Below are 22179 nucleotides of genomic sequence, written 5' to 3' on the forward strand. Positions count from 1 at the left end.
GATTCGCTTTCCTGGTAAGGGATCTGGGATCGGCGTGGCTGTGTGACGCGAGGCGGCCACCGCTTGATCATGCAGTGCTTGTGAGAACAACCGAAGATTCGGCGGTGGCCGCTGCGCTTAGCTTAGAGGCTGCGATCTGGGAACGGGAACTGGGCGCGCTGATGCAACGGGTTGGAGGGTGCTTCGCGCGGGTCGAGACTCGCCGGACGGCCAGGGACGTTGTCGACGGTCTGCTGGCAGACCTGCCGCGCAAGAACTGCTGGAGCCTGGCCGAGCATGCCGGCCATGGCTCCCCGGACCGGATACAGCACCTGCTGGGTCGGGCGAGCTGGGACCACGAGACGGTCCGGGCCGAGGCTGCCGCCTACGCGGTGGAGAATCTGGCTGATGGGGTGGAGCCGGAGCTGGTGACGCTAGTGTTCGACGAGACCGGTGACGCCAAGAAGGGCCGGCGCACCGTGGGCGTGCAGCGGCAGTACTCCGGCACCTGCGGGCGGATCGAGAACTGCCAGATCGCGGTGTTTGCCACGCTGGCCACTCCGGCCGGGCATGCGTTCGTCGATGTCGAGTTGTACCTGCCGCAGTGCTGGACATCGGATATGGCTCGGCGTGCGGCGGCCGGAGTTCCGGCTGATGCGGAGTTTGCGACCAAGCCTCAACTGGCGCTGCGAATGACCGACCGGGTACTGGCCGCTGGCGCCGGCGTGGGCTGGATCGCCGCCGACGAGGCATACGGCGACAACCCCGAGCTTCGGCACGCACTGGAAGTACGTGGCCTGAACTACGTTATGGCCGTCTCCTGCGACACCCAGATCCCCACGCCGCCAGGCAAGCTACGCGCCGACAGGTTCGTCGAACAGATCCCACGCAACGGCTGGCAGATCCTGTCCGCGGGCCGCGGCAGTAAAGGCGAACGGCTCTACGCCTGGGCCTTCACCAGCATCAGCGACAGTGAGCCGACCCAGCACCGCTGGTTGCTGTTGCGGCGCAACCTGCACACCGGTGAGCTGGCCTACTTCCTCTGCCACGCCACCACCGCCGTTCCGCTCGCAACACTGGTGCGGGTGGCCGGGACCCGCTGGCGGGTGGAGGAGAACTTCCAAGCCGGCAAGGGCTGCGCCGGCCTGGACGAACACCAGGTCCGCACCTGGACCTCATGGCACCGCTGGACCACCCTGGCCATGCTCGCCCACGCCTTCCTCGCCGTCACCGCCGCACGAGCCCGACAGCCAACCACCACTCACACCGCCGGCACCACACCCAGTGACACCGAACACCAAACACGATGATTCCCCTTACCTGCAATGAGATCCGGCACCTCCGCGCAGCACTCACCCGCCCCATCCACGACCAGCTGCACATCGCCCGATGGAGCCGATTCCGCCGACGCCACCAACACCGAGCCAGACGCTGCCACTACCAAGCGCGACAGGAACGCAATCACGATCTACGGCTGTAGTACTAGGGTGGGCATTTGGGCGAGCTCGCGTTGCTGTGAATCAAAGGTCCACCGAAGTTGATCGGCGGCGCCAATATCGAACGTCGCGATGCCATGGCAAAGGTATGTCTCGCGGCCGTCGCCATCCGTTCGATACTGTAGCGGCCTGCCTACTTGGCTACGATGGCACTCATGACGTCATCTTGAGATGAATCATCTGGTGGTAGCGGTCAACCAAATAGTACGGCCGGGCTGCGTGCAGGAAGGAACGGATGTTGTCGAATCCCCTAGCACGCACCATTGGAAGAACGTCCGCAGCCTCGACTCCCCAGCGTTCCCGGAACCAATTGATGATGCGCTGAGGATCCAGTTCTTGGTCGAATGTGGAAGCCTGCGATCTGTACTTGTTGATCATGAGTAGGTGCTTGTTGGCTTCGAGGTGTGCGGGGCTCGTTGTTGCCGCTTGGAGCATTGGGTCGATCTTGAGACGGGTGCGCTCGCCGTAGAGCGAGCGGGCCGCCACTTTCGCCATCTGGATTTCGGTCGGCAGAGTACGCTCGGCGCTCAGCAGCCAAGCCGAGTAGTAAGAAGGCGGTGCGGTGAGGTCGATCAGGGGGACGTCTGCAGCGAACTGGAGAGCTACCGTGAGTTTCCCCGCCGTGCCGACAGTTGCCGTCCGTGGGCCCCGTTGTTCTAGGTCCGCAAGTGCTGCCGCCTCATGGAACGCTGGGTAGTCCGTCGCGAAGAGCCGACACAAGCGCAACCACTCCGGTTCAGGAGACTTCCATTGCAGAAACATCGACGTCTCCTGGAATATCCACTCTGTCGATGATCCAGGCCTGGCCGCGAGGTTGCCGGCTTCGACGCTTGACAGGACTGACGCGGCGTCGGCCTGCTTGATGTCGGCTGAGCAGGTCAGAAGGAAGTCCTCTAACTTCGCGATAGCAGGTGCGGACGCCGTTCCCGTTGATGCGCGGGTCAGAATTGTCCTCCAGGTTCTGCGGGAGAAGTGCACCGCCTTCGCAGTCCGGATGACGGAGTGTGCCAGCTCAGGATCACAGACTCCGGCGGTGACAGCGCATCGCAGCTTGTGCCTGATTGTCACGAGAGCCTCAGTGAGAGGGCGATAGCAATTCTCGGCGTCGGCGTGCAGGACTGCCACCTCGTCATCACCGACCAGATGTCCATCGCGGTACGCCGCGAAGACCGTGCCGTGCCCCACCATCCCGTAGGGGTGCAGTTCGGCAGCCCGCAGAGCCCCCATCGAGGCCGCACCGTGCACATGAACGCCGCGATCTAGCAGGTACAGGATCTCCTTGTGCCGAACTGCGGGCCTGTTGTAGAAGTAGCCATCGACGAGCACTACGAGGTCTCCCGTCGATACATCCAGGTTGAGTAGATCGCCGGCCTGCGCTGGTGGCAGGAGCGAAACGCCGTCCATCGGGGCGGCTGAGCTGAGTAACGGGCCTGCGGACGGACCGATGAAGACATAGGTCTTGGTCAAGTTGATCGATGCCCTCCCATGGTCAAGCCCGCAGTCACTAGTCGGACCACTGGGAGTCCGACATCTGGGTGGCTGAGGTCGACAGCTACCGGGTGTTGTCCGGTTCGTTCGGCGACGTGTAGGACTGCCGCCTCTAGGTCCTCCTCGATCGAGGGACGAAGCGTCGTCGGGATGTCAGCGAACCTGCGAGCCGATGGGGCCGCGGAAGGCCAAGGTGGACCATGGCTTTGGCCTCGCGCTGCCTCTCGGTACATCGTCCGGGGCAGGTCGTCGCGCGCGCCGGCAATCGCAGTGAGGCGTGACTGCGCGGCTTCGGTAAGCGCCCTGGTCATCGCCACGTCGCTGTCGAAGTGGCATCCGAATCCGTCAAAAACGAAAGGGAAAGCTGCGGACCAGATCGATACCGCGAAGCAGGCAACTTCGCTGGAACCGCACTCGATGACCCGAAGGTGGATGTCCGCCGACCGAAGCCTGTCTACGAGTGGTCCGCTGCAAGCACCTCCGATGCTGTCCAAGGCGAGTCGGTAGCTCTGCCGATCCGAAGGTTTGTTGACGCTGGACGTCATATCTCGCTCGAGTGCCTCGAGTAGACCGTGCAGGATTGCCTCGTTGAGAGAGTTCCCGCTCGCCAGACCATTGCTGGACTGGACGAAGAGCGGCGCGCGTAGTTCGGAGGTTTGTACGTCGTTGAGGAAGACGTAGTCGCGTGGTACCAGAATCCGCTCATCCGCCAGGAGGTCTGTTCCCTCGATCCATGGAATCCGCAGACGGTCGGTCAGCAAGCTTCCGTTGACGAGATGCAACCGTCGTATGTCGTACGGCAGGCCGCGGCCTAGATCGGCGACGCAATCGACAACAACCGGATCCAGGACTTGTTCGGCGTGCCACAACTCGATCGCCTCCATCGCCGCGGACACCCGGGCGAGGTCGTGGCTGATCCCTTTTCCCTGCGAGACAGCGAGAGTCGCCGCGTTCGGCCGAACGGCCTGCCAGACAGGGATTCCGATCTCGTCGAGCATGGTCAGATCCGCAACCCGGCTGATGCCGACGGTAGAGAAGGCTTGCTTGGCGAGCTGCCAGGTCGTCTCTGCATCGGCTAGCCGGTGGGTGCCAATAGTGATTGCCTTTGAAGTTGATTGCCCGAGGTCTGATTGTCCTGCGACTACTGGCGCTTCGGGAACAGAGGCTATTTCAGTAAACAGGTCGAACGGGATGGGATCGCTCGGCAAGGTCGTGCTCGTGGGCGTCACACGTCGCATTCGGATCTCACGCCGGCAACTGAAATCGCATCGTGGGCTGCAAGTCGACTCACCAGAGCCAGAGCGGGCTTCAGCCCGACCGCGGCCACCAGGTCCGACAACAGGCACGTTTCGTCGCGGAAAAGGAGCTGCAGGGCAGGCCTGAACCTGTGCGGGAGTCTGATGATTGCACCTTGAACCTCAAGGGTGTCGACAGTCTCCGAAACGGCAACGTGACGCAAGGTTGGCATTGGATGAACCAGTACTTGGTGCGGGCCGCCACGCGAGATCATCTCCAGACCTTCTAGAACTGCCGAGATACGGTGGATCTCGATGGGGCTTTCGGGTTGGATCTGGTGTGCCCTCTCGACAATCTGGCGCGCCAACGCCTCGATGAGCTGCCGTCCCTGAGCGTGGAAGTCATCCGGATGCGGCGAGAGCAGATTCGGGATCTGGAGGAACTCCGGCGAGCGGAGGACTTCGTCGATGAGCGGGCGGATGTGCATGGCCCAACTTGACGTCTGGCAGACGAAAGTGATGTGCACCGACATCACTTCGGGTGCGGTCGCTAGATGTGGATATCCTTGCGGTAGATACAAGACGTCACCCGGGCGCAGGATGGTGTCGATGATCGGCTCAAGCAAGTCCTGTGGTTGCCCTTGCTCGTCGGTGCTGTAGATCTGGCCGCTGGCGCCTGTTTCCCTGCGCTCGTAAACTCGCCAGCGCTTCGCGCCATGGACCTGGACAATGAACGCTCCGAGCGGGTCGTGATGGGGCTGGAAGCCGGTTTCACCTGCCGGTGTGATGAAAGCGTGGGCGCGCATCGAGGTCGCGAGCGAGCGAGCGAGCGAGTCGCACGCCTCTCGGACCGGCAAGGCGAAATCCTCAAGCCGATCGATCACGATCGTTGCGCCAGCGGCGAACTCGCCTAGGAGCAGGCTTGGCTCTGCCCTGTCCGGGATGTAGTCGGCCGTTGTCTGGAACATCCGGAGATAATCTTGCCGGGAGACCGGCTTGCCCCGTTTCGTGATGCGGATGTGCGGGCCGCGCAGTGCGGTGCTGGTGAAGATCTTGGTCATCTCTGCGATCGAGAGCAGGGAAGCTGGATCGGGAAGTCTGGAACGACCGAGGTACGGCGACTCGAGCCAATGGTCCGCGACGAACCGCTCAGTATCGTCAACGAGCAGGGCAAGGAGATTGGAATCCATGTCTGACGCTCCTGGTGGTGGCAAGGCATCTGATGGCAGCGGCAGCGCGGCATGGCCCTACCGCTGCGCAGACGCATCAGAAGAGATGGATGATCAGGACCTCAGCCGCGTACGAGTCGGGTTCGCGGATGTCCTCGATCTCGATCTGGAAGTTCTCCTCTGAGCCTTGCTCGTCCTCGATCATGGCAGGTCCTCTCTCAGCAGTGACGACTACGAGCCCAGTACGAACGGCGGGGCTTGATCGGATCGATTCAGATGCCGAGCCGCTGCTGAAGTCTGGCGTCGGTTGCTGATTCGTCGTTTTCGGAGGGTCGCATCGACGTGATGGTCGATCTACGAGTCGATACAGTTGGCGCTAGTAGCGTGTCGCTGCTTAGTTCTGGAAGGGCTGGTTGGGAGGTTTGGGACGGCAGGTCTTCCTTCCCCTCTGCCGGACAGGATTGTTGTCGTGGGTTCGCAGGTGAAGCGTCCGGTGAGGTTGGCCGAGGCGGATCGTGAGTGGCTGGTTCGGGTGACCACGACGGGGGTGCGTCCGGCCGCGGTGATCAGGCGGGCGCGGGTGCTGCTCGCGCTGGATACCTCGGTAGGTGAGGTCGATTCACAGGAGGCGATCGCGGCCCGGGTCGGTGTCTCGACCGAGATGCTGCGGCTGGTCGCTCAGCGGTTCGCCGAGACCGGCGGCGATGTGGAGGCCACGATCTCGCGCAAGCAGCGGGAGCATCCGCCCGTGCCCTCGGCGGTGACCGGCGAGGTCGAGGCCCGGCTGATCGCGCTGGCGTGCTCCCAGCCACCCAAAGGCTATACACGGTGGTCGCTGCGGCTGTTGGAAAGACAGGTCGCGCTGGTCGAGGACATTCCGGACCTGGATCACTCCAGCATCGGGCGAGTGTTAAGAAACGAGGCTGCGTCCTCATCTGAAGAAGTGCTGGACCATCCCGCCCACGGCGAACGCGGCCTTCGCCGCCGCGATGGAAGACGTCCTCGCGGTCTACGCCCGCCCTTATGACGCGGCCAGGCCGGTGGTGTGCATGGACGAAAAGCCCTACCAGCTCCTCGGCCACGCCCGCGACCCGATCCCCGCCACACCGGGACAAGACCTGAAGGAAGACAGCGAGTACGTCCGCCGCGGCACCTGCTCGATCTTCTGCTGGGTCGAACCCCTGCAAGGGTGGCGGCGCGTGGACGCCCAGCCACAGCGAACCAGGACCGACTGGGCCTACCAGGCCGAACGGCTCCTCACCGTCGACTACCCCGACGCCGAAAAGGTCGTGCTGGTGATGGACAACCTCAACACCCACACCATCGGATCCCTCTATCAGGCGTTCGATCCGGCCAAGGCGTTCGCACTGGCACAGCGCCTCGATATCCACCACACCCCCAAACACGGCTCCTGGCTCTATATCGCCGAGATCGAACTGTCCGCACTCACCCGACAATGCCTGGACCGCCGACTCGACGACCTCGCCGAACTCAACACCGAACTCGCCGCCTGGCAACACACCACCAACACCGCCCAACGTCAGGTCAACTGGCAATTCACCACCCAAGACGCACGCATCAAACTCCGCCACCTACACCCCAACAATTAGATGCGACGGTCTACTAGCTGCGAGCCTCCGACGCCCGAGGTACTGCATGTTCATCCGCACCATCGGGCACTCGGATGTCCTCTTCGACTGCCCGATCGTCCGTGGTTGGCCGCAGCGCCCCGGTGCCAACTGTTCGGCGGTGGTCGGGACTGCTGCCTGGCTTCCAACTGTCGGTTCGCGGAACGCCGGACGGCGCGATGCGGGGCGGAGTCCGCAACCTCGAGCCGACGTCATCTAGGTACCTGAGCGACAGGTATCTAGGTAAGAACCACCGATGTCGACCAATGGGGTGACACGAGAGAGTCGGGATCGGATGGTCGTGCGATGGCTAGGAGGTACGAGATGGGGACGGCTCACTGTCGGAGTCAGACTGGTGTGGTCGCGCCAGGGCTGTTCGGGCTGACGAAGATGGGACCGCTTCCTGCTGTCGAGCGTTGCGCACGACGGATCTCCTCGATGGTGACGGCGAGCCCCTGCTCTGAACCAGGGCTCGTCGGCACCGAACCCTCGGCCTGCCTGTCCGGAACAGCGTGATGTCGACCGCCACCGATCCAGGGCCGACCCTGGGCGAAAGGTTCCGTCGCGGGGACGAGTCAGCTCTCCGCGAGATGTACCAGACCTTCTCGGCGCCGATGTACGTGACCGCACTCAAGATGCTCGGCCGGCACGATCTCGCGGCTGACACGGTACAGCGCGCATTCGTCCAAGCATGGCAGGCGGCTGAGCGTTTCGATCCGGCGCGGGAGCTGCAGCCGTGGTTGTACGCCATTACCCGACGTGCCGCGATTGATGTTTATCGCCGCGAACGTCGTGCGTCCGAGCAACTGTCGCTGGACAGCCCTGCGGTCAACGAGGGAGATCTCGCGTTCGAAGATGCCACGATGGATGAGACCTGGCGAGCTTGGCAGGTCAGGCAGGCGCTCGATCAGCTGCATCCCGACGAGCGTGAGGTGCTTCGTCTGGCCTACCACGGCGGCTGCACCCAGAGTGAGATCGCCTCGATCCTTGGCATTGCGCTCGGCACGGTCAAGAGCCGCACTTCGCGTGGCCAGCGCCGCCTCGCCGAACTTCTCGGTCATCTGCGCGACGGCGTCAGCTGATCCGCACAGGAGTTCCGCGACACCGCACAGGACCCATGGTGCCGGCGAGGCTCGCGTTCTCCGCGACACCCCTGATCGCTTTCCAGTTGTACAGGCTCCTTGTCGGGCCTGACTATCTCGCAGCCGGAGGCACTCGACAGGCCAGCGATCGACGGCTGTCGGGATCGGCGGCTACGAGGATCGCCCAACTTTGGTGTGGTCGTGGTCTGGTGCAGCCTCGCCGCTCACCACCGTGGCCACGGGGCACGCAACTCCTTCGGTCAGTACCTCGATCGGGAGTGCCGCCGTGGCCGAAGTCGCGACTCGTAGCTGCGCAGTAGCAGGCCCCAGTCCGGTCTTGATCCGGGACGGTGCCGCGCTCCTCCAGAGCCAGCGTCCTCCGTGACAGCGATCTCGCCGCATCCCATCGGCTGCTAGCAAACAGTCGCCGTCGATCTGCGCGAATACCCCTGAACGGTCTACCCACGGCGCCCGGACTATTGGACACCGTGTGAACACGTCCGAGTATTGAACCCTCCCGGGTTTGATGCACCCTCGGTTATGTGTGAACTACCTGTCGGTCGTCAGCCGGCTCATGCACCGCCTCGGCCGACGCCCACCTGCAGAAGCCGAAGCCAACTTTTATTCACAGACCCGGATGGCCTCGACACCGCAGAGACCGGTCAGCGGTCCGCGGCGAAACGGTGAGTCCTTGCGGATGCATTCGAGCTTGTAGAGCCCGATGGTCGTCTCGGCCAGTGCGTTGTCGTGGGCGTCTCCGACGTGCAGATCGGAGCGACCCCGAACCGAGCCTTGTGCTCGGCGATGAACCGGCAGATCAGCGCTGTCGCGGGTCGCTCTCCCGCACGAAGAAACTCGTCGCCGCCTTCAGGATCTCGATCGTGCGCTTCCGCGGCAGCGAAAGTGTTCATGGCCGCCTCCAAGACAGCCCGCAAATGGGCCCCGCGGTACCGCGCCGAAGGAGCTGAGGGAATGACCGCAGCTCCCGCCCACGCCGCAGCCCCACCAAGATCCCGCCGCACCTGGTACGCCGGATCGTGCGGTTGCGGTGGCGTCACCGGCTCGGCCCGGTCCAGATCGCCGGCCGCGTCGGCCTGCCCGCCTCCACCGTCCACGCAGTGCTGGTGCGCTGCCGGATCAACCGCCTGTCACGCATCGACCGCGCCACCGGCGAACCGCTGCGCCGTTACGAACACGGCCACCTCGGCTCGCTGTTCCATGTCGATGCCCACCTTGTTCGCCGACATCCCCAACGGCGGTGGCTGGCACTATCTGGGCAAACAACAAGGCGACAAAACCGTGCCGAGACCGCGCTACGGACCGACCGCACGGCCAAAGGCCACCCCAACATCGGTACCGCCGCACGCTGACACCGTCATCGACGACCACTCCCGCCACTGCTGGCTCAGGCTGCCGTCGCACACGGCGCGGAAAGTCAGTGTCGTCGATGCTCAAGCGGACAAGCGTGGCATGGGCTGCCGACAATGGAATCACCGAGCTCTACACCTGGACCCAACGCCGCAACGAAGACATGCGCCGGCTCAACGAAGACCTTGGCTTCAGGTACGGCCGAGTCAGCATCAGCGTGCGGGCCGCCCTCGCGCAGCGAGCGGACTGACGCGCCAGGACTTCGACCCCAGAAATTCGTTGCAGGCCGGACAACGCTGGTCCTGGCCTGCCAACGGAATCGTGGCTCAAGCCGTCCGGCTTTTGGCCGACGCCTTCGACTGAACCTCTCGGACGGTTGCGGTGTTCTTCACTATCTGGAAGAACCCGCGGTTGAACTGGTCGAGTGCTCGCGGGAGTGGCCGGAGAATGTCGATGAACAGGACGACACGGTCGCCAGGGCCGGGATTCCAGGCCTCATGCTCGAACGTATCGTCGAAGATCATGCTCCGCACTTCCTCCCAGGAGCGGGTCTCATTGTCGACCCGGATCCCAGCGCCTTCCGGCACTCGAAGTCCGAGGTGATACCGCAGGATTCCCTTGTACGGACCGAAGTGTGGCGGGATGTGGGCACCTTCGCCCAGGATCGAGAACATCGCCGTCGTCAGGTCCGGAATGCGCTCGAGAACCGCTGCCGTCGCCGGAAACCGGGCGCAGTTCTCATCGACGCGCCGGCCGAAGAAATGGAAGACCAAGGTCTTCGACCGCTCGTCGGCGATGGAACGCTGGCGCGGTGAGATGGTCGCGAACCCGGGGACCCGCTCGCGATCTGCGAGGGCGACGTCGAGATCGTCACGGATGACTTTCCATTCGGTTTCGAGATCGTGTATCCACGGAAAGTCGGCTGGTTCGGAGAACCGCACGTCGAATCTTCGGCGAACCTGTCGATGAGCCTGCGGTGCGCGTCGAGCAGCAAGTTCGTCTTGCGCACGGGTGGGGTCGGGGGATTGGTCACTGAACCGGATCCTTTCAGACGAGCTACTGATCAACGTCGTCGAGACACCCCAGCTACCGGGCCACCCGACCGCCGCCGTTGTGGCTCAACTTCTTGTCCCGACGTTTGCAGACGCACTAGTCAGTACGGCGCGGTTGCACCTGTTGGTTGATGGTGGTGGGATTCCGAGCCGCTACTTGGAGCCCGGAATCTCGCCGACGAGAACAACCTGTCCCGAGGACGCTGCTCCACCGGCCGCGTTCTGTAGTGTCACGGTCAGCTTGCGGTAGCTCTGGGACGAGACGCCCGACCAGAGGACGACGTCGTCTGATCCGCCCCGCAGATGGAAGGTCCCGATCGTGACCTGTCCCTCGTCACCTCTGACCCAGCCCTGGTAATAGCTGCCGTTGGGTGCCGGCGGCAAGCCCTTTACATCGAGCTGGAACTCGACCCCTGACGGGGTTTCCTTGACGCGGGCCTTCGCGCTGGCCTCGCTCGCCAAACTGGTGCCCGCCATGGCAACTTCAAGGCCGTCCGCACGAGCCATCATGGCTGAAACGGCGCCTGCTGTCGCGACGAGTCCGGCCGCGGCCGCGATCAGTTGGAATCGCCTCCCGCGGTGGGCCTTGGCGGTCATCCGTCGATGCAGTGGGACAACGGTTCCGGAATGGTCGGTGGATGTCGGTGAGATTTCGGCGAAGAGATTGTCCTCAAGCCATGCAGGGGGATCCTGCCAGAGCTCATCGCTACGGAGGACCGTAGTCAGGAGGTCACCAAGCTCCGGCGGACCCCCAGGCGCTGACCCGTCCGCGTTCCCGAACCCGATCTCGTCATCCATTGACTCCAGGCCTACCTTCAGATCAGCCGGGCCTGCGGCCCGGCACTTTGTCGCTGTCGTCTGCACTACGCGCCCGGACGCGCGATCGGTTGCGGAAGTGTGAGGTGCGCAATGTGCCCGGTGGGGATTTGAACGCTCTCTTGAGGCATGCCGAGAAAGCCACCTGTATGGCGCGCCGAGCGCCTCGAACTACCTTCGTGATGCCTTGTAACATTTCCGAACATGGAAGTGGGAAGCCATGGCGGAGGAAGACGAGTTCACCACGGTTGAAGCTGCGCTCCGGCAGAGGGTGATCCGGGAAGATCCGCCTGCTGATCTCGAGGGCCGCATCGTCGCCGCGTTGTTTGGCGAGAGGGCGCCAGTGCCGGTTTCTGAATCGACTTCGGCCGACGTTCGGTTGGTATCCCTGTGGCGCCGTCGTCCGATCCTGCTCGCCGCAGCCGGCATCGTTGTCGTGGCGACGTCTGGGGTGGTGGTCCACGAGGTGACCCGCGGTGAACCGCACAGCTTCGCTCTTGCCGGTACGGTGTTGGCGCCAGCTGCGCGTGCCCAGATCTCGCTGAACGGCCGGGAAATCTGGGGCCGAGATCCACTATGGATGTCACAGGACTGCGCCGGCGGCCGCTGGCCAGTTGTACGAGGCCTGGGTGACAGGTGCGCGCGGTACCGTCCCGATCGGCACCTTCCACCTTCGTCGGGGTTCGGACAAGGTCGTGCTGTGGTCGGGCGTGGACCTATCGACTAACCGACGATCAGGGTCACGGTGCAGAGCGAGTGCGCCGCACCGGTATCGTCCGGCACCGTTGTACTGGCCGGCGAAGTTCCCGGGCGCTTCCGGTAGCGAACGCCAACTATTGCCTTCCGGCTGGTCCACCAGACGGTAGGCAGCGGCCGTGCTCTGGGTGGGGGCAAGCGGATTGATAGGTAGCTATTACCGATGCCGCATCATCCCGCGCTGATCGACTCTGAGAAGGGACCAGAGGAGGGGCGAGCATGAGCTGGGCGGACGGATTGTCGCTGGAGGAGCGATTCCGGCAGGGCGATGACAACGCACTGCTGGAGATGTACCAACGATTCGCAGGCCCTATGTACGTAACGGCCTTGAACCAGCTGGGTGATCGGGAGCAGGCGGCCGACACGGTGCAGCGGGCTTTCATCCAGGCTTGGCGGGCTCGCGACACATTCGACACCGAGCGCGCGCTCAAACCCTGGCTCTACGCGATCATCCGGCGCGCCGCTGTGGATACCTACCGCCGTGAACGGCGTACGGCATCTGAGGTCTCTCTCGACCGTATCGAGGACCTGTCGACGGATGGCCCGTCGATGGATCGGATCTGGCGGTCGTGGCAGGTTCGTGAGGCGCTTGAACAGCTTTCACCGGAGGAGCGCGACGTATTGCGGCTGGCTTACTACGAGAACCTGTCACAGAGCGAGATCGCCACACAGCTGGGGCTTGCACTCGGCACCGTAAAAAGCCGGACTCTTCGCGCTCAGCGCCGGCTTGCGAGGTTACTTCCGCATCTGCGCGAGAGCTCTCAGTCCGTCCCCTCGTTCGCCTAGGCCGCGCGATTCGGTCAGGCGCCGTCGACAACAGCGGCAGATCGGGTGAACCAACCTGCCGATCCCCGCGTACGGAGAGTTGTCCGACCGTCCATGAACGGGGTGAACCGGCGACAGTCAGTGTCTGGTTGCTACGCTGTAGCGTTCTCGGACTTTCTGGTGGCTCTATGCGCTTGGGTAGGCCCGGGTGCAGATGCGGGTTTGTCTGGTCACCGATCGCCTGGGGGGTGCAAGTCAGGTGCAGCAACTGCTGGATCGCGACCAGCCGCTCTCGGTGCCGAAGCTAGATGCCGACGTGCCCGAGAGTTCGGTGGTGCTGCTCACGAGCGAGGCCGGAATCGGCAAGACAAGTGTTGTCCGTGCGTTTCTGGCCGAGATCGGGAACGGCGTGCCTTTGCTAGTCGGGGCATGCGACAACCTGTTGCGCCCCGCTAGGCCCGATTCGTGAAGCCTTCCGGGGACGGGCGGGTCAGTCGAGCAGGCGCTCGCCGATGAGTCAAGCGAAGGGCTATAGGAGTCTCTTGCCAGTCATTTCGTCAGGCCGGGTCGGCATGTCTTGGTCATCGAGGATGTCCACTGGGCTGACGATGTGTCCATCGACGTCCTTCGGTTCATTGCTCGCCGGCTCGATCGTTCCCGCTTGGTGCTGTCCTCACTTACCGGCCTGAGGACGTCGACTCGCGAGCCAGTTTCCGAGCGCTACTTGGCGAGTTGCGGAATCAGCGGACACACCGGATTGCTCTGGACCCTTTGTGTCAGGGGGCCATCCAGCAGCTCGCCGCCGACTCTGATCACGATGCCGTCGAGCTTCACAGCCTGACCAAGGGCAATCCGTTGTATCCGACGGAGACCCTCGCGGAGCAGAGTGCAAACGTCCCGATGACAGTCGTCAATGCCGTCCTCGCCTGTGTCGCGAATCTGAGCGAGGGAGTGCCTGCGAATGGCCGAGCAGCTCATGGTGCCGTCGCATGTGAGTCTCGATCAGGCCAAGCGGTTGCTCGGCGACTCCGTGGTTACCCTCGCCGAGGCCGTGCGGTATGGCGTGCTCGTGCTATATGGCCGCGGGATCGGCTTCCGGCACAAGATCGCTCGGCGCGCTATCGAGCAGAGCCTGCCGTTGATCGGGCGCCGAGCCCTCAACGCGCTGTCTTGCTGGCTGACGAGACTCCCGACCTGCCGAGGTTGATCCACGATGCTGCCGAGGCCCGCGATATCGCCACCCGTCATCGACGATGCACCTGCTGCGGCTCGGGCGGCATCGAAGGCCGGAGCGCATCAGCAGGCGGTCGACGCGTTCGAGACCGTGATGCCGCATGCGGAGCGGATGCCGGTGCTCGAGCGCGCGGACCTTCTCGACGACGATGCCTGGGAGCTGCACATCGCCTATCGCTCTTTCGAGGCAATTCAGGTCGGAGAAGAGCCGATCAAGCTGCGGGAAGAGGTGGGAGAGCTGGCGAACTGGCCGGACCTTGCTGCGAGGATCCCGTAGTCAGTACCTAGCAGGCGACACGGCGGGCGCTATGGCAGCGATCTGAGGGCCGAACTTCTAGCGGCGAACTGTGGGCCGAAGAGTGCACTCGCGTCGATCGCTGCGTACCGGGGAATGATGGTGACCCTCACCCGTCGGGGAAGCGCGCCCGGGAACTTGCTCCGAGCCAGGGAGTTGGCACTCGAGGTCGGCCGGACCGATCTGGCGTCGCTGGCCCTGAACTACCGCCGGAGTCACCCGCGCGTACGGCGGCGACCCGCGTGGATTTCCGTTGATCCAAGGGAGTCTTGCGGCGGCGCACGAGTCGGACGATTACGAATCGGCTGCGCGGGCGTCTACGAGTTTTTGCCGCAGTGCTCTCGCCCGTGAAGGGCTGCTGGACGAGCTCGCGGACTGGCTCGATGCTGGCTTCAGGTTCACTCGTGAGCACGCGATCTGGTCCCATAGCTGCGACCTGGAGGTCCACCAGGCGCAACTGGATCTGCACCGCGGCAATTGGGCGCTCGCCGCACAGCGGATGAAGAACCTGCACGACTCCACGGACGCCCCTGGGATGTTCGCCGTGTAAAGCACCCCGGTCCTTGCAGGTTGCTCGCCGGCCGTGCAGGCGAGTGCTAACACCGTCTTCACACGAGTTTCGACACCGCACGGGGCGGTGTCGAAAGTCGGAATGCGGGCAGTCGGCATGCCTGTCAGCGTGGTTCCGCGGGGTCTGACCGGGGTGGGTCAGCCGGAACGTTCGGAGTCGAGGGGCATCGTGCTCGTCGGTTGGCGGTTGATGAACCGCGTGGGCGGGTGTGTGCGTACTGGTGAGTGGGAGAATTCGGAGGAATGCCTGGAGTCGACAGGCGCGGAGCGGCACACACCCCGATGGTAGACCGAAGCCAGCGCGTGGGCCTGTTCCATCGACGAGGAGCCTCGCGATCCGGACTGCAAGGAGAACCGATGACAGCGATGGCGGCTCCGGGGCCGAAGGGTTATCCGGTGCTAGGCGTTACCCCGATGATGATCAAGAGGGGGGCGGACTTCCTGCTGGAGGCGTTCCACACGTATGGTGATGTGGTTGCACTGCCGCTAAAGCGTCCGACCACGATGTACCTGCTTGCCCACCCTGATCATGTTCAGAAGGTGCTGGTCAAGAACAATGCGAAGTACATCGTGGTGCGGCCAAGTGCGCACTACAACACACTGATGGGCAACGGCCTGACCGTCAGCAACGGCGACTACTGGCGCCGACAACGCCGGATACTGCAGCCGGCCTTCCAAAGACGTAAGGCCGACGTCATGGGCGAGATCATCACCGCCCGCATCGCGGCCGTGATCGACGGCTGGGACCGCCGCCCAGACAGCAAGGTCGAGATATCGCACCAGATGGAACGCATCTCCCTCGGCGTGTTGCTAGACACCCTGCTTGGCACCAGCCTCGACGACAGGCAGGTCGTTCGGCTGACCAGTAGCGTGCAACGGGTGCTGACCGCGGCAGGTAGGGGCATGTTCCTGGAGATACCGCCCTCATGGCCGACCCCGGAGAACCGGCGGATCAAGCACGCCCAGCAGGAGATCAACCAGGTCATCCAGGAGATCATCAGGCAACGGCGGGCCAGTGGGCCCCGCGCCGAGCAGGATCTGCTCTCGCTGCTGCTCGAGGCGCGCGACGAGGCCAGTGGCGAGGTGCTGAGGGAGACCGAACTGCGGGATGAAATCACCGCGAACCTCGTTGCCGGTTACGAAACCACCGCCTGCGCCCTCGACTGGTGTCTGAACCTCGTTGCCACCCACCCCGACGTTGAAGAACGCCTCGTCACTGAGATACAGACAGCCCTCGGCAACCGCCGACCCACCGTCAGCGACGTTACCGCTATGTCTTACCTCAGTCAGGTTATCAATGAATCCATGCGGCTCATTCCACCGTTCTGGGCATACACGCGTGTACTTCTCGGTGAGGAGGAGACCTTCAACGGCCACCGGATCCCACCGAACTCCCTCATCGTGATCAGCCCCTGGGTCACCCACCACCACCCGGACTTCTGGCCCGACCCTGAGCGGTTCGACCCGGGTCGATTCACTCCCCAGCAGACCGCCTCGCGCCACCGATTCGCATACTTCCCGTTCGGTGCCGGACCCCGCGTCTGCGTCGGCATGGGGCCAGCACAGCTCACCCTCCAACTCGCCATCACCATGATCCTCCAGCAGTATCAGCTCCGCCTCGTGCCCGGACACACCCCCCAGCCCCGCACGGCCATGACCGTTCATCCCAAGGACGGCATCTTCATGCACACCCGACCCCGCGCAACACCAGTCTGAGGAATCAAAGCCCACACCAGGTCCACTCGGCTTGCGCGATGTCCGCAACTCGGTGTGCCGGTGGGCGGTGGTTCCGCGGGGTGTGATCGGGGTGGGTCGGCCGGTGTGGCTCTTGTGCCAGGCGACTGCTCGCTCGATCTGCTCACCGTCAGGCTGGTCGCCTTGGCCAGCTCGTCCGGCTGAGGCCGCTTGGTCGACGACTGGTCCTGCTCCCGGGCAACCTTGCTGCGGTTTGTAGTTCCTCGTCGATGAATGACCGGACGGCGTAGTGTCCCGCAAACATCCCAGAGTTCAGGGGTAGTCGTCGTCGATATCGCCAATGGGTGCTTGCCGGCGGTTGGTGAGCGGGTGTGGATTGCTGGCTGAGGCTGTGGGTGAGCCGGTAGGACTCGGTGCCGGTCTCGATGATGTTCCCTCCAAAGGTCAGCCGGTCGACGATCGCGGGGCAGGGCCGGGGGTCGGTGAAGGTCTTTCCCCGACCAGCGAACGACTCATTCGAGCGATCGCGACCGAGTTCTTCTCCTCCCACTCGGTCGGCACCTGGAACAGCAGTTCCGCGCCGCACCGGTCGAGCTGCATATATCCGAGTTCGTCAATACATAGCAGGTCGAAGCGGCCGTAGCGGGCGATCGTCTTGGTGAGGATCTTGTCGTCGGAGGCCTCAACCAGCTACGTTGGCTAGCTTCGCCGCATCGCCGTTGGGCTGATTTATGTCTCGGCGGCTGGGGAGCAGTTGGTCGTAGACCGACATGTCGGGGAGCGACCGGCGGTCGGACGGCAGCTGCGCCAGCCGGCGCTGCGTCACTGACGTCACGGTTCTGGCGGCGCCCTCGGTGCGGTTTTCACCAACTCGCGCGGATGGTTCGTCGGCTCGTTCGGTCCGGGGATAGTGGTGTCAGCGTCGGCGATCAGTCGGGCTTCCAGCGCGACAACATCTGCGGTGAAGACCCCGACCTTGAGCGCCGCGGCCAGGGCAGCGACCACGTGGGCGTGGCCATATGCCGGTGCAGCAAGAGGACCTCGATCAGTGCCCGAGTGCTAGGGCGTAGCCGTGTGCATTGCAGGCGGCGGCCCACCAGGGGTCCATGGATCGGGTGAACTTCCCAGTAGCGCGAGCCTGTTCGAGTGCGGTCGATCCGGGCATGGCGCCGGTTTGCGGATCAGGGCCTAGAGGTAGTGGTCCAGGTCCAGCCCGGGACCCGGCCTTGGCGATCAGGCGTTCATGCCGGCGATCTCGGTGCGTCCGTCGAACCAGGTAGGAGGCGTTCAACAGCACGCGGACCTGTCGGCCGATCAGGCGACTGGGCACGGAGTAGTGGTTGGTGCGGACGGTGATCTGGGCGTAGCGATCGACCCGCTGGGTGAGGGCCGAAGTCGACCTCGGCCTCCGCGCCGGGATGCGGGTCTGTGGGACGAACACGTTGCGATACCGCGGCCCGCTTCGATCCGGATCTGCTCGCGCCGCTCGGCCAATTAGCTTTGCACCATCTGGTACTAGATCCGCGCCTGCGCGGCGCCATGCTCCTCGAGCAACCGGTGATAGATCCGCTTGGTGGTATGACGCTGCTTGCGCGGTGCATCGATGTCAGCCAGTCATCGATCACCGGTTTGAACTCGTCCACCCGGCTACCCCGCGGAGGCAACCCGAAGGTCAAGGCCGAGCCCGTCTGGGATCCAGGCCGGCATCTCGGGTCCTGGCGTGCGGTGGGCCTACTCGACCAAGCGCTCGGTTCGCGACACCAAGACCCTGACCCTGCAGGAGAACCGCGCCAAGGCCGTCGTTGCCGGGGAGAAGGCCGCACGCACCCCGCGGTTCGTCAAGACCACCAACGGCGCACAGACACTCGATGAGAAGGCGCTCGCACGGGCACGGCGGTTGGCCGGGTTGAAGGGCTACGTCACCAACATCCCGGCCGGCGTCATGCCCGCAGGCGAGGTCATCGCCAGCTACCACGATCTCTGGCAGGTCGAGCAGTCCTTCCGGATGTCCAAGACCGACCTACGTGCCCGGCCGGTCTTCGCCCGCACCCGCGACGCGATCGAGGCCCACCTCACCATCGTGTTCACCGCCCTCGCCGTCAGCCGCGCCGTGCAGAACCGGACCGGGCTCTCGCTACGACGCGTCCTGCGCACCCTCAGACCACTGCGCTCGGCGACCGTCGAGCTCAACGGCGTCACGACCACCATCCCACCCGGGCTCAGCCCTGCCGAGACCGCAATCCTCAACGCGATCCATGCCCCGACCGCAGGGCACTAAGGCATTTGGCCCAACTCAGGAGCGACGAACTCTTGGAACGCGTGAGCACCGACCACGAACCCGACGTGCTCCAGGCCCATCGCGTACACGCGCTGTTGAAACGGCCGAATGAGTTCGATGACCTCGACGGCCATGCCTCCACGGGCCAACGGTTCGGAGAGAACGATCTTGGAGATCGGCCGGCCATTCCATACGTTCTCGAGATTCGCCCGGACGAAACTCGCGATGGACGCCTGCAGGCCGATGTAGCCTCACCATGTCGGCACCCGAATGGCCACGTGCGAGAGGGCGAACCAGGAGGTGTTGATCGGGAGGTGCGTGCACCCGTCGCCCTGACGTTCAACGAAACGTTGTGTAGACCGCCGGAGGTTCAATTCCTCTCCCAGGCGCGCATCCCACGCCACAATGTTCCTCCTAAGCTATCTCTCCGTACATAGTCGCGAGGCATTTGCTGTTTGGTCCCACGCTGATTGGCGAATTGGCCAGGTTGCACTGTCCCTCTCGAGGACACCGAAGGCTGGCAATGGTACTTGATAGCAACTGAGCTGGGATAACTACTGGACCGCACTCTTACTTGCCGAACCGGCCATGCCGTAGAGGCGAGAGGCGTCAGTCACGACAGTTCGGCCTCGACGAACTTCGCCAGGCGCTGTCGCCTGGAAACGTCGTCGCGCAGAGGACAGCTAGCGCAGTACCGATCATCTAGAGCCGCGGACGCTGCTGAGCTTCGGTAGTACAGGCAGCAGGACGCCCGGACGTGAAATTGGTGGATGCGTCGATTGTGGCGAATCGGAAACGGCTGCGGAGCAGACAATCTGACGGGAGCGTACTCGGCGAACGCGTCGAACAGGAGCATCGCTTGCTGCCAGGCCTGATCCGAGTCCGGGCCGGACTGTCCTGCTGTCGAGAGAGCTACGCCGGTCACTTCATCCGCCGCGTTGGTCCACAGCCCTCGAAGACCGAAAGGCGCTCGTGAACGTATCCCCGCCAGGAGCGGGGTCAGGGTATTGACGGCTGTTCTAGCCCACCACGATGCCAGCGCAACTTGATCAGGCTGGATCGTGATGACCTCGGGTGCGTTCTTGTCGACGTCGTTTGCGAGAACAGCGAGTCGGTGGGTACGCACGGCAATCTGCTCCAACGCACCGCTGGGCTGTGGGGAGACCGCGAGATTCTGGATCCGGGGGTCGGGGCATCGGTTGTCGAGGACCATGGCCGACACCGTCGGCTGAATGACCGCACGGGCGAGATCCAGCCCCAGCAGGCTTCCGGCGACCGAACGGTGACCATGCGTGCTCTGGAATGCGTCCAGCCAGTCGTCCAACTGGGTGCCTAGCGGGACCTGATCGAGCGCAACCCACCCGACCGATGCAGACGGAGCGACTTCAAAGCTCGCGTACGGGAGGAGCTTACGCAGGCGGTGTGCTGTGGTGGCGATGGCAGATGTCGAGGACGTGGATGTCGCCATGCGACCACGTTGCAGCGCGGTCCCTGATTGACTGGGCGACTGTGTCTCCAAGGGATCACGGTGCACCGCTTGCGCACCTCGTTTCAGTATCCGGTCCTGTGAATCGCAGCGCAGAACGTCGAGGCGGGAGCCGACGTTGCCTCTCAGATGTATACGCACTGAACGCTCGGATCGGTTCCTGCGGGCGAGGCCCGTTCAGCAGCTCGCGATCCGGCTCGCGACTGAGTGCGTACTGAAGTTGGATAGCGCTAGCGCGAGTGCTGGACAGTGGGTGTTCATTGCGACTATTGGGAGGCATCGATGCGTTTCGCGGATCGGATGTTGGCGGTTGTTGCCGGGATCTGCTTGGGTCTGTCGGGTTGCAGTGGGGTCAATGCATCGGAGACTCACATCTCCGGGCAGCGAGAGGTGGCATCGGCGAGTGGCAAGACGGTCACGATTCCCGCTCACCCGCAGCGCATGGTGGTGGACTGGATCACCTTTGACAACCTGATCGGGCTGGATCTGAACCTCGCGACAGTGGCTGGCATCTTCGGACTCGACTTCTTCGAAAAGGATCCGGAATTGTCGCCATTCATGACGGCCAAGGCTCGTGAGGCAGGTGCTAAGGCGATGGGCGAGGCGTTCGAACCGCGCTACGAAGCGCTGGGTGCGGTCAAGCCAGATGTCATCATTCTGGCGAAGGATCAGACCACCGACGAGGTGATCAAGAAGCTCGAAGAGTTCGCGCCAGTCGTGGTCTACGACGTCCCCGATGGTCGTAAGTCGTTCGACGACTGGCGATCTTCGCTGCGTGCGACAGCCGGTGTTGTTGACATGGCTGAGGCGGCTGAGAAATACATCTCGAGCTATGACCGCCGGGTAGCCGACTTCAAAGGCCAGCATCCTGAGCTCGTGGACCTGCAGGCGACTGTTGGCAAGATCGCTGCTGACAAAGTCACCGTATCGATGTACAAGCGGAATCTCGGCACGAATGTGGTTGACGAACTTGGCCTGCTCAGACCTGCGTTGCAGCGGGCACATAAGGTCGACGCATATCAATCCTTCGACGTTAGTCTGGAGCGACTTGACCTCTTGGATGCCGACGTCATCTTCCTTGAGCAACGACAGGCAGAGGCCACGTTCCTAACCAGAAATCCGCTGTGGGGCCGGTTAAAAGCGGTCAAGACCGGTCGGGTCTATTTCGTCAAGAACTATTGGCAATCGGGAGCAGCTGGATCCGCTCAGCATGTACTTGATGACGCCATCGCGGCGCTGACGTAGGGCGGGGTCAAGTTCCCTGAGTTGGGCGTTTAAAGTAGTTGTCATCGTAGTCGAGGCGAGTGGACACGTCCTGGCCGCCAGGCGGGTGGTTGGCACATGCTGCTGTCCGTAAACGCTCTCTGCCTTTGCGCAGGTATTACTTGTTGACCTGACATCACTAGTGCGCGGCGAGGCGACGCGCTTGTCTTCGGAGCAGAGTGTCGACAAGGTGCTGGAGATGGTCGGCCTGACGTCGGTCGCGAACAAGCGCGCGGGTGCCTACTCGCTGGGTATGTCGCTGCCCGACGAGCGGTTCGAGACCGGCAGGCTGTTACCCCGCGGGTCGACCGATTCTCTCAAATCACCATCCGCACTAACCGCTACTCGGTCCCAACCCGGCTCGTCGGCGGTGAGCTACGAGTGATGCTTGCACGCCAACCACCTCGAGGTCTATTACGGCCGTATCGAGGTCGCCCGCCACACCGGCTCCAAGCCAAGGGCGGCACTAGGCTCGAGTTCGACCATTACCTGGAAGCATTGGTCCGTAAACCCGGCGCGACCGTG

General features: G+C 63.6%; 22 protein-coding genes and 2 pseudogenes. 15 read left to right on the top strand and 9 right to left on the bottom strand.

Features of this window, described 5'->3' with window-relative positions:
- Nucleotides 1-161: 161 nt before the first annotated feature.
- Nucleotides 162-1459, top strand: a pseudogene (locus ACQPYM_RS08890) (IS701 family transposase).
- A gap of 169 nt (nucleotides 1460-1628) precedes the next feature.
- On the opposite strand, the gene ACQPYM_RS08895 reads toward ACQPYM_RS08890, so the two are convergent.
- From ACQPYM_RS08895 to ACQPYM_RS08905, 3 genes are read right to left on the bottom strand one after another with little or no spacing between them, the layout of a single operon-like run.
- Nucleotides 1629-2942, bottom strand: a complete 1314-nt coding sequence (locus ACQPYM_RS08895) for a TfuA-like protein (protein WP_433017705.1) — start codon at nucleotides 2940-2942, stop codon at nucleotides 1629-1631.
- Complete coding sequence (locus ACQPYM_RS08900) at nucleotides 2939-4171, bottom strand: YcaO-like family protein (RefSeq protein WP_433017708.1); 1233 nt, start codon at nucleotides 4169-4171, stop codon at nucleotides 2939-2941. The genes ACQPYM_RS08895 and ACQPYM_RS08900 overlap by 4 nt, the downstream gene beginning before the upstream one ends.
- A gap of 17 nt (nucleotides 4172-4188) precedes the next feature.
- Complete coding sequence (locus ACQPYM_RS08905) at nucleotides 4189-5388, bottom strand: JmjC domain-containing protein (protein WP_433017711.1); 1200 nt, start codon at nucleotides 5386-5388, stop codon at nucleotides 4189-4191.
- 448 nt (nucleotides 5389-5836) lie between these two features.
- On the opposite strand from ACQPYM_RS08905, the gene ACQPYM_RS08910 reads away from it, so the two are divergent.
- The 5 genes from ACQPYM_RS08910 (at nucleotide 5837) to ACQPYM_RS08930 (ending at nucleotide 9695) form a co-directional block, all read left to right on the top strand.
- Complete coding sequence (locus tag ACQPYM_RS08910) at nucleotides 5837-6394, top strand: helix-turn-helix domain-containing protein (RefSeq protein WP_433017713.1); 558 nt, start codon at nucleotides 5837-5839, stop codon at nucleotides 6392-6394.
- Nucleotides 6321-6977, top strand: a complete 657-nt coding sequence (locus ACQPYM_RS08915) for an IS630 family transposase (protein WP_433023209.1) — start codon at nucleotides 6321-6323, stop codon at nucleotides 6975-6977. Before ACQPYM_RS08910 ends, ACQPYM_RS08915 begins: the two co-directional genes overlap by 74 nt.
- 608 nt (nucleotides 6978-7585) lie before the next feature.
- The gene (locus ACQPYM_RS08920) at nucleotides 7586-8077 is read left to right on the top strand and encodes an RNA polymerase sigma factor (RefSeq protein ID WP_433017716.1); all 492 of its coding nucleotides are present in this window, start codon (nucleotides 7586-7588) and stop codon (nucleotides 8075-8077) included.
- Between the two features lie 1037 nt (nucleotides 8078-9114).
- Nucleotides 9115-9447 (top strand): hypothetical protein, encoded by a 333-nt coding sequence (locus tag ACQPYM_RS08925; RefSeq protein ID WP_433017719.1) that lies wholly within the window; start codon nucleotides 9115-9117, stop codon nucleotides 9445-9447.
- A gap of 77 nt (nucleotides 9448-9524) precedes the next feature.
- Nucleotides 9525-9695, top strand: a complete 171-nt coding sequence (locus ACQPYM_RS08930; protein WP_433017722.1) for a hypothetical protein — start codon at nucleotides 9525-9527, stop codon at nucleotides 9693-9695.
- 76 nt (nucleotides 9696-9771) lie between these two features.
- Here the strand turns inward: ACQPYM_RS08930 and ACQPYM_RS08935 are convergent, their stop codons facing one another.
- Both ACQPYM_RS08935 and ACQPYM_RS08940 read right to left on the bottom strand, forming a co-directional pair.
- Nucleotides 9772-10386: an aspartyl/asparaginyl beta-hydroxylase domain-containing protein gene (locus ACQPYM_RS08935; protein WP_433017724.1), complete on the bottom strand. Its 615-nt coding sequence runs from the start codon at nucleotides 10384-10386 to the stop codon at nucleotides 9772-9774.
- 264 nt (nucleotides 10387-10650) lie between these two features.
- Nucleotides 10651-11295 (bottom strand): anti-sigma factor, encoded by a 645-nt coding sequence (locus ACQPYM_RS08940; RefSeq protein ID WP_433017727.1) that lies wholly within the window; start codon nucleotides 11293-11295, stop codon nucleotides 10651-10653.
- A 993-nt stretch (nucleotides 11296-12288) separates the two neighbouring features.
- Between ACQPYM_RS08940 and ACQPYM_RS08945 the strand changes: the two genes are divergently transcribed.
- The 6 genes from ACQPYM_RS08945 to ACQPYM_RS08970 all read left to right on the top strand — a co-directional run bounded on the left by ACQPYM_RS08945 (nucleotide 12289) and on the right by ACQPYM_RS08970 (nucleotide 16648).
- A complete protein-coding gene (locus ACQPYM_RS08945) occupies nucleotides 12289-12855 on the top strand; it encodes an RNA polymerase sigma factor (RefSeq protein WP_433017730.1) in 567 nt (188 codons plus the stop codon).
- Between the two features lie 238 nt (nucleotides 12856-13093).
- Complete coding sequence (locus tag ACQPYM_RS08950; RefSeq protein WP_433017733.1) at nucleotides 13094-13303, top strand: hypothetical protein; 210 nt, start codon at nucleotides 13094-13096, stop codon at nucleotides 13301-13303.
- Between the two features lie 492 nt (nucleotides 13304-13795).
- The gene (locus tag ACQPYM_RS08955; protein ID WP_433017736.1) at nucleotides 13796-14041 is read left to right on the top strand and encodes a hypothetical protein; all 246 of its coding nucleotides are present in this window, start codon (nucleotides 13796-13798) and stop codon (nucleotides 14039-14041) included.
- 6 nt (nucleotides 14042-14047) lie between these two features.
- Nucleotides 14048-14344 (top strand): hypothetical protein, encoded by a 297-nt coding sequence (locus tag ACQPYM_RS08960; RefSeq protein ID WP_433017739.1) that lies wholly within the window; start codon nucleotides 14048-14050, stop codon nucleotides 14342-14344.
- Nucleotides 14345-14615: 271 nt separating this feature from the next.
- Nucleotides 14616-14912, top strand: a complete 297-nt coding sequence (locus ACQPYM_RS08965) for a hypothetical protein (protein ID WP_433017741.1) — start codon at nucleotides 14616-14618, stop codon at nucleotides 14910-14912.
- A 377-nt stretch (nucleotides 14913-15289) separates the two neighbouring features.
- Nucleotides 15290-16648, top strand: a complete 1359-nt coding sequence (locus ACQPYM_RS08970; protein WP_433017744.1) for a cytochrome P450 — start codon at nucleotides 15290-15292, stop codon at nucleotides 16646-16648.
- A 423-nt stretch (nucleotides 16649-17071) separates the two neighbouring features.
- Here the strand turns inward: ACQPYM_RS08970 and ACQPYM_RS08975 are convergent, their stop codons facing one another.
- Nucleotides 17072-17317 (bottom strand): ATP-binding protein, encoded by a 246-nt coding sequence (locus tag ACQPYM_RS08975; RefSeq protein ID WP_433023211.1) that lies wholly within the window; start codon nucleotides 17315-17317, stop codon nucleotides 17072-17074.
- Nucleotides 17318-17672: 355 nt separating this feature from the next.
- On the bottom strand, nucleotides 17673-18068 hold the full coding sequence (locus tag ACQPYM_RS08980) for a Mu transposase domain-containing protein (RefSeq protein WP_433017747.1): 396 nt from the start codon (nucleotides 18066-18068) through the stop codon (nucleotides 17673-17675).
- Between the two features lie 200 nt (nucleotides 18069-18268).
- On the opposite strand from ACQPYM_RS08980, the pseudogene ACQPYM_RS08985 reads away from it, so the two are divergent.
- Nucleotides 18269-18905: pseudogene (locus ACQPYM_RS08985) on the top strand (IS1634 family transposase); the annotation flags it as partial.
- Here the strand turns inward: ACQPYM_RS08985 and ACQPYM_RS08990 are convergent.
- Entirely contained in the window at nucleotides 18902-19054 is a 153-nt protein-coding gene (locus ACQPYM_RS08990; protein WP_433017750.1) for a hypothetical protein, read from the bottom strand. The pseudogene ACQPYM_RS08985 and the gene ACQPYM_RS08990 sit on opposite strands and share 4 nt — an antisense overlap.
- Nucleotides 19055-19518: 464 nt before the next feature.
- The gene (locus tag ACQPYM_RS08995; RefSeq protein WP_433017753.1) at nucleotides 19519-20373 is read right to left on the bottom strand and encodes an IucA/IucC family C-terminal-domain containing protein; all 855 of its coding nucleotides are present in this window, start codon (nucleotides 20371-20373) and stop codon (nucleotides 19519-19521) included.
- A gap of 300 nt (nucleotides 20374-20673) precedes the next feature.
- On the opposite strand from ACQPYM_RS08995, the gene ACQPYM_RS09000 reads away from it, so the two are divergent.
- Complete coding sequence (locus ACQPYM_RS09000) at nucleotides 20674-21636, top strand: ABC transporter substrate-binding protein (protein ID WP_433017756.1); 963 nt, start codon at nucleotides 20674-20676, stop codon at nucleotides 21634-21636.
- Between the two features lie 181 nt (nucleotides 21637-21817).
- Entirely contained in the window at nucleotides 21818-22039 is a 222-nt protein-coding gene (locus ACQPYM_RS09005) for a hypothetical protein (RefSeq protein WP_433017759.1), read from the top strand.
- The last annotated feature ends 140 nt before the right edge of the window (nucleotides 22040-22179 follow it).

Source organism: Kribbella sp. CA-294648 (assembly GCF_050943845.1).
Taxonomy (GTDB): Bacteria; Actinomycetota; Actinomycetes; order Propionibacteriales; family Kribbellaceae; genus Kribbella.